The following is a 7,185-nucleotide window of genomic DNA, read 5'->3' on the forward strand; positions in this document are numbered from 1 at the left end:
ATCCCACTCACCCCGGCAGCCGGCCGAGCCGGGAGCCCCGCTCACGCGTGGCCTGCTCGGGGTGACGGTGGCCGGCTGGGCGGGCAACCTGCTGAGCTACCTGCTGCTGCTGGCCGCCGCCCGCCGGCTGGGGACTGCCGACTACGCCGAGCTGGTCACGCTGCTCAACCTCCTGCTGATCGGCTCGGTGCCCGCGTTCGCGCTGCAGGCGGTCGCCGCCCGCCGGGTGGCGACCGGCTCGGCGGACGGCCTGCTCGAGGCCGGGGCCGTGATCGGCGTGGGAGCGGCGTTGCTGATCGCTGCCCTGTCCCCCGCGCTGGTGGCCTTCCTGCACCTGCCCGGGCTGGCCGGCCCGCTGCTGGTCGCGCTCGCGATGCCCGGCACCGCCTTGCAGGGGCTGTGCCAGGGCGTCTGGCAGGGCGAGCGGCGGCTCACGGGGCTGGCCGTAGCGACCTTCGTCGGGACTGCCGGGCGCTCCGGGGCCGGCCTGATCGGGCTGCTCGTCGGCGGCACCAGCACCTCGGCCATCGCCGCCCTGGCGGTCGGGTTGAGCGTGCCGGCCGCCGGGTGCGTCCTGGCGCTGCCGGAGCTGCGCCGGCGCGGCCGGCACGCCCTGGTGTCGCTGGCCACCGAGGCCGGGCACGCCTCCCACGCCTACGGGGCGTTCCTGCTGCTCAGCGTCAGCGACGTGCTGCTGGCCCGGCACGTGCTCAGCACCTCGGCGGCCGCGGTCTACGCTGCGGGCTCGGTGCTGACCAAGGCCAGCCTGTGGCTGCCGCAGTCGGTGGCCAACGTCCTATTCGCCTCGCTGACCGACGCTGAGCGCCACCACCGGGTGTTCGCCCGCGCCGCGGCCGGAATCGCCGCCCTCGGGCTGGCCATCGTCACCGGCAGCTGGCTGCTCAGCGCCCTGGTCACCGACGTGGTCGGCGGCGGGCGCTACCCCCAGCTGCGCGCCGACGCCTGGCTGTTCGCGCTGCTCGGCTGCTGCCTGGCCCTGCTGCAGTTCACCCTGGTCGCCGGGCTCGCCGTCCGCAGCCTGGCGGTCACCGTCCTGATCTGGGCCACCGTGGCCGGCGAGGCGGTGCTGGTCCTGAGCCTGGGCCCGCACCCGTCAGTGCGGCTGGTGATCGGGCTGATGGCGGGGTTGAACCTGCTGACCGCGGTCGCCGGGGTGCTGCTGCGGCTGGCGCCCGGCTACCTGCGTGGTCGCCGGGCGACGGCTCAGCTGGATTCGGCGCCCGGCCACGGCCCCGGCTGGTAGGCCGGGTCGGCGCCCTCGCCGATCAGGCTGGCCGAACCACCCGCGCTCGGGTGGATCGAGCGCCGCACCCAGCCGTCCAGGACGTTGATCAGGCCAAGCCGCTGGCCGTCGGAGAACCTGCAGTGCCCCGCGCCGTAGGGCGCCTTCTCGGTCTCGGAGTAGGTCTTCGGCGGCGCGATGTAGAACTGCACCAACCGGGCCGAGCGCTTCGCGGCGGCCGCCCGCTCGGCGAAGACGGTCTCGTTCTGCACCAGCACCAGCGGGTCCTGCTCGGTGTGCATGGTCGCCGTCGGCACCACCAGGTTGCCGCTCGGGTCACCGAGCGCCTCGAAGGCATCCCGCGCGGTCGGGTCGGCGGTGATCCGGGACTCGGCCGCCAACCGCTGCTGCAACGGCTCGACCTTGCCGCCGACGGTGCCGATCAGGGTGGCCTCGGCGGTGTCGATCCGGCTGGGGTAGTCGGCGTCGGCGTTGCTGGAGGGGTTGCCGCCGATCCGCTGCTCCAGCTCGTAACGGCCGCTGGTGCCGAACGCCAGCGCGGTGAGCACCGCCTCGACCCGGGCCTTGACCTGCGAGGGCAGGTCGTGGCCGTCGTAGGTCTGGGTCGCCGTGGGGGCGTCGACCAGGGCGCCGATGAACATCACCTTGGCGGTGCCGCCGCCGGCCACGTCCGCGGCGGCCTGCTGCACGGCTGCGGACGCGTGCTGCCAGTTGGCTGTGGCGTCCGCCTGGCTGCTGTAGCCGGTCAGCTTCAGCTGCGGGTCGATGAGGGCCTTGACGGCGAAGGCGACGTCCAGGGCGGCATCGAAGTTGTAGTTCGGACCGGCCAGCACGCCGCACATCGGCGCGGCCCCGTCCACCCACTCCGGGTGGGTCTCGGCGAGCAGCTCGGTGACCAGCCCGCCCAGCGAATCACCCCAGACGTAGGTCCGCTTCGGGGCGCCGACCAGCTTCACGAACTGGGCGTGCAGGTCCACACCGGCCTTCACCCCGTCGGCGGCGGCCCAGCCGTTGGACTTGTAGGACGAGCCGGCCAGCGCGTAGCCGGCGTCCAGCAGGCTGGCGGTGAGCGGATCGGAGCCGGTGCCGTCGGTGTCGGTCGAGCTGACCTGGGCATTGGTGTTCACCGGGTCGAAGGTCGGCGGCGCGGGCTCGGCGAACCGGTAGCCGTGCGAGTACAGCAGCAGGGTGCCGTTCCACTTCTGCGGCAGCTTGATGGCGTACTTGGCCCCGTCCAGCTCACCGGTGCACTCCGAGGCGCAGTCGGTCATCTTGACGTTGCTGTCGGTGGAGCGCACGTTCTTCTGGCGGTCCGTCATCGGGGTCGAGGCTTCGCCGCAACCGGCCAGCAGCAGCGCCAGGGCCGTGCCGGTGGCCGCGAGAACGCCACCGCGGCTGAGAGGGGGTACAGGCATGCCGATCATCCAACACCACGACCGGCCGGCAAGCGCACGCAATACCGGCGCGTGGCTACATCGTGATCTGCCCTGCCGTACTGTCCAGCGGTGCCCACCCCACCGCAGCAACCCGCCGCCCCGTCCCCGCCGGACTTCCAGACGGTGTTCGGCCAGGTCCGCGAGATCGGCGGCTGGCTGACCGAGGCCCAGGCCAGGACGTTGTGGGACGAGGCACGCCGGGTGCCCGCCGGCGGGCTGATCGTGGAGATCGGCAGCCACCAGGGCCGCTCCACCGTGGTGCTGGCCGCCGCTGCCCCGCAGGCGAGGGTGGTCGCCATCGACCCCTTCGTCGGCGGAACGATGTTCGGCGGCCTGGCGACCCGCGACCGGTTCCAGTCGAACCTGGCACGCGCCGGCCTGGTCGAGCAGGTCGAATTGCGGCAGGCCCGGAGCACCGAGCTGCGGCCGTCCTGGACCGAGCCGGTCAGCTTCCTGTACATCGACGGCAAGCACGACTACTGGACGCTGTCGGATGACCTGCGGTGGAGTGAGTTCCTGCCCGACGGCGCCCGGCTCTGCATCCATGACGCCTACTCCTCGATCGGGGTCACGCTGGGGCTGTTGCGGCACGTGCTGCCCAGCCGGCGGCTGCGCTACCTGGACCGGACCGGCTCGCTGGCCCGGTTCGAGGTCGCGGCGGTGACCGCGCCGGTGTCGCGGGCCGACCGGCTGCGGATCCTGGCCGAGCTGCCGTGGTGGCTGCGCAACGTGGGCATCAAGGTGCTGCTGCGGCTGCGGCTCTACCCGCTGGCCCGGCTGGTCGGCCATTCCGACCGGGCCGACCCGTACTGAGCTGACCCGTACTGAGTCGACCCTTACTTGAGCTGACCCGTACCTGAGCTGACCCGTACTGAGCTGACCCTTACCTGAGCGCGGCCGGTACGGGGCCAGCGCTCAGTGCGCGGCGGCGTCCCAGTTCGGGCCGACCCCGACGCTGACGTCGAGTTCCACCGTGAGCTGCACCGCGCCGGCCATCTCCTGGCGCACCAGCGCCTCGACCTGCTCCCGCTCACCGGCCGCGATCTCCAGGACGAGTTCGTCGTGCACCTGCAGCAGCAGCCGCGAGGCCAGCCCGGAGTCGGCCAGCGAACGCTGCACCCCGAGCATGGCCACCTTGATGATGTCGGCGGCGCTGCCCTGGATCGGGGCGTTGAGCGCCATCCGCTCGGCCATCTCGCGGCGCTGCCGGTTGTCGGAGTTCAGGTCGGGCAGGTAGCGCCGGCGGCCCATGATGGTCTCGGTGTAACCGGTCCGGCGGGCCTCGCCGACCACCGAGTAGAGATAGTCCCGGACCCCGCCGAACCGCGCGAAGTAGGCCTCCATCTGGCCCTTTGCCTCGTCCGGGGTGATCTTGAGCTGCTGCGCCAGCCCGTAGGCCGACAGCCCGTAGGCCAGGCCGTAGCTCATCGCCTTCACCCGGCGGCGCAGGTCGGCATCGACGGCCTCGGCGGGCACGTCGAAGGCGCGGGCGGCCACGAAGGTGTGTAGGTCCTCGCCGGAGGTGAAGGCCTCGATCAGGCCCGCGTCCTCGGACAGGTGCGCCATGATGCGCATCTCGATCTGGCTGTAGTCGGCGGTCATCAGCGACTCGAACGCCCCGGGTGGACGCTGCCCGACGACGAAGGCCTGCCGGATCCGTCGGCCCTCGGCGGTGCGGACCGGGATGTTCTGCAGGTTCGGGTCGACGCTGGACAGCCGCCCGGTGGCCGCGATGGTCTGGTTGAAGGTGGTGTGCACCCGGCCCAGCTCATCGATCATCGGCAGCAGCGAGTCGACCACCGACTTCAGCCTGGTGACCTCGCGGTGGCGCAGCAGGATCGGCAGCAGCGGATTGTCGCTGGCCTCGGCCAGCCAGGCCAGCGCGTCGGCGTCGGTGGTGTAGCCGGTCTTGGTCCGCTTGGTCTTGGGCAGTTTCAGCTCGTCGAACAGGATCTGCTGCAGCTGCTTGGGCGATCCGAGGTTGAACCGGCGGCCGACGATCGCGTGCGCCTCGTCCTCGGCCTGCTCCACCGCCGCGCCGAGCTCGGACTGCAGCTCGGTGAGGTGATCGACGTCGACGGCGATTCCGGTCGCTTCGATGTCGGCGAGGACGAACGTCAACGGCAGCTCGAGATCGGTCAGCAGGGCGGCCCCGCCGCGCGTGGCCAGCTCTGCGTCGAGCGCGTCGGCCAGGTCACGGATCGCCGACGCCCGGACCGCCTCGGCCTGCGCCCGGGCGTTGTCGGACTCCTCCAGCCCGCCGTCGAGGGTCAGCTGGCCGGTGGCCGGGCCGGACTCGTCGCGCAGCTCGCGCTTGAGGTAGCGCAGCGCCAGGTCGGCCAGGTCGAAGGCCCGCTGGCCCGGCTGCACCAGGTAGGCGGCGAGCTGGGTGTCGGAGGTGACCCCGGCCAGCTTCCACCCCCGCTGGGCCAGCGCCAGCACCGGGCCCTTGATGTCGTGGCAGGCCTTGGGGCGCTCGGGGTCGGCGAGCCAGCCGGCCAGCGCCTTGTCGTCGGACTCGGTCAGGTCGGCCACCTCGACCCAGCCGGCGGCGCCGTCGGCACAGGCCAGCGTGACCGAGTGCAGGTCACCGGCGCCCCGTCCCCAGGTGCCGCCGAAGGACACCCCGACCCGGCGGCCATCGGCGGCGTGCTCGGCGAGGAAGCCGGCCACCGCGTCGGGCCCGAGCCGCTCCACGTCGACGTCGAAGCCCTCCGACGCCTCCGGCTCGGGAGCGGACAGGGTGGCGAACAGCCGCTCACGCAGCACCCGGAACTCCAGGTTGTCGAACAGCTGGTGCACCTCGTCGCGGTCCCACTGCTGGCGGCTGAGCTCGCTGACCCCGAGGTCGAGGTCGAGGTCGCGCACCAGCCTGGTGAGCTTGGCATTGCGCAGCACCGAACCCAGGTTCTCCCGCAGCGCGTCGCCGACCTTGCCCTTGACCTCGTCGACCCGCTCCACCAGCGCGTCCAGCGAGCCGAACTCCCTGATCCACTTGGCGGCGGTCTTCTCCCCCACCCCCACGATGCCGGGCAGGTTGTCGCTGGGATCGCCACGCAGCGCGGCGAAGTCCGGGTACTGGGCCGGGCTCAGGTCGTACTTGGCCTGCACCTCCTCCGGGGTGAACCGGGTGAGCTCGGAGACGCCCTTCCTCGGGTACAGCACGGTGACCTGGGGGTTGACCAGCTGCAGCGCGTCCCGGTCGCCGGTGCAGATCAGCACCTGCATGCCGTGCTCGGCGGCCTCCTCGGTCAGGGTGGCGATCACGTCGTCGGCCTCGTAGCCGGGCACCGACAGCATCGGGATGCGCAGGGCCGTCAGCACCTCCTGGATCAGCGAGAGCTGCCCCTGGAAGGGCGGCGGGGTGCTGGACCGGTTGGCCTTGTACTCGGGGTAGGACTCGCTGCGGAAGGTCTGCCGGCTGACGTCGAAGGCGACCGCGAGGTGGCTGGGCTGCTCGTCGCGCAGCAGGTTGATCAACATCGAGGTGAAGCCGAACACCGCGTTGGTGGGCTGACCGGCCTTGGTGGAGAAGTTCTCGACCGGCAGCGCGTAGTACGCCCGGTAGGCGATCGAATGGCCGTCGATCAGGAGCAGTCTGGGCACGTCGGTGGCTGTCACAGTGGCTGTCACGCTGGCTGAGTCTAGGCCCACGGTCCGACAGCCCGGTCCCCGCTCAGGTGGCGCTTGCCAGCCCCGCGTGGTGGGCCGGCCGGATGGCGCAGGTCAGCCGCGCGGTGCAGGTCCGGCGGCCCTTCTCGTCGGTGATCACGATCTCGAACAGCGACAGCGTGCGCCCGACGTGGATCGGCGTGCAGACGGCGGTCACCAGGCCCTCGCTGGCCGAGCGGCTGTGGCTGCAGCTGAGCTCGATGCCGACCGCGATGTGGTCCGGCCCGGCCAGCAGGGCCGCCGAGTACGACCCGACGGTCTCGGCCAGCACCGCCGACGCGCCGCCGTGCAGCAGCCCGTACGGCTGGCGGTTGCCGGCCACCGGCATGGTCGCGACCAGATGGTTCGGGTTGGTGTCGACGAACTCGATGCCCATCCGGTCGGCCAGCTGCTCGCCGGTGCCGTCCCAGCGCTTGCGGAAGTCCTCGATGATGGCCTGCTGAGCGGGTGTGATCATGCCCCTCTGCCTACCACACGGCCCGGGATCACCCCGCGCACGGTGCGGCGGCGTCGCAGCGCGACCCGGTCCATGGTGTCGACGATTCCGAGGCTGCGGCGCAGGGCGGCGACCGAGGCGATCCGGCGGACGACCAGCGGCGCGAAGCCCAGCCGGGCCAGGTAGCGGTTGGCGTCCCGGGCGCCGGCCTGCACCCCGACCACCACATGGGTGATCTCGCGGTCCTCGGCGTGCCGGACCGCTCCGGTCAGCAACGCCCGGCCGGCGCCGCGCCGGCGGAACGACGGCGCGACGAGCAGGTGGGAGATGTAGAGGGTGGTGGTGGGCGCCAGCACCCCGATGTGCTCCTCGACCAG

Annotated in this window: 6 protein-coding genes; 2 read left to right on the forward strand and 4 right to left on the reverse strand. The window is 72.3% G+C overall.

The features are described 5' to 3' along the window. Nucleotides 1-1,264: hypothetical protein (locus tag VF612_RS14815; protein ID WP_408660623.1), on the forward strand; the 1,264-nt coding region annotated here is incomplete at its 5' end. On the opposite strand, the gene VF612_RS14820 is transcribed toward VF612_RS14815, so the two are convergent. Beyond that, nucleotides 1,225-2,679 (reverse strand): hypothetical protein, encoded by a 1,455-nt coding sequence (locus VF612_RS14820; RefSeq protein WP_408660624.1) that lies wholly within the window; start codon nt 2,677-2,679, stop codon nt 1,225-1,227. The two genes, VF612_RS14815 and VF612_RS14820, sit on opposite strands and share 40 nt — an antisense overlap. A 90-nt stretch (nt 2,680-2,769) precedes the next feature. On the opposite strand from VF612_RS14820, the gene VF612_RS14825 reads away from it, so the two are divergent. Next, complete coding sequence (locus VF612_RS14825) at nt 2,770-3,513, forward strand: class I SAM-dependent methyltransferase (protein ID WP_408660625.1); 744 nt, start codon at nt 2,770-2,772, stop codon at nt 3,511-3,513. A gap of 102 nt (nt 3,514-3,615) precedes the next feature. Here VF612_RS14825 and polA read toward each other — a convergent pair whose 3' ends face one another. From polA to VF612_RS14840, 3 genes are all read right to left on the reverse strand, one after another. Beyond that, nucleotides 3,616-6,333 carry a DNA polymerase I gene (polA, locus tag VF612_RS14830; protein ID WP_408660626.1) on the reverse strand — a complete coding sequence of 906 codons (2,718 nt, stop codon included), beginning with the start codon at nt 6,331-6,333 and terminating at the stop codon, nt 3,616-3,618. Nucleotides 6,334-6,376: 43 nt separating this feature from the next. Beyond that, the gene (locus tag VF612_RS14835) at nt 6,377-6,829 is read right to left on the reverse strand and encodes a PaaI family thioesterase (protein WP_408660627.1); all 453 of its coding nucleotides are present in this window, start codon (nt 6,827-6,829) and stop codon (nt 6,377-6,379) included. Beyond that, on the reverse strand, nt 6,826-7,185 hold a 360-nt coding region (locus VF612_RS14840; RefSeq protein ID WP_408660628.1), incomplete at its 5' end, for a GNAT family N-acetyltransferase. The genes VF612_RS14835 and VF612_RS14840, both read right to left, overlap by 4 nt.

The sequence above is a fragment of the Jatrophihabitans sp. genome (assembly GCF_036388195.1).
Taxonomy (GTDB): domain Bacteria; phylum Actinomycetota; class Actinomycetes; order Mycobacteriales; family Jatrophihabitantaceae; genus Jatrophihabitans_A.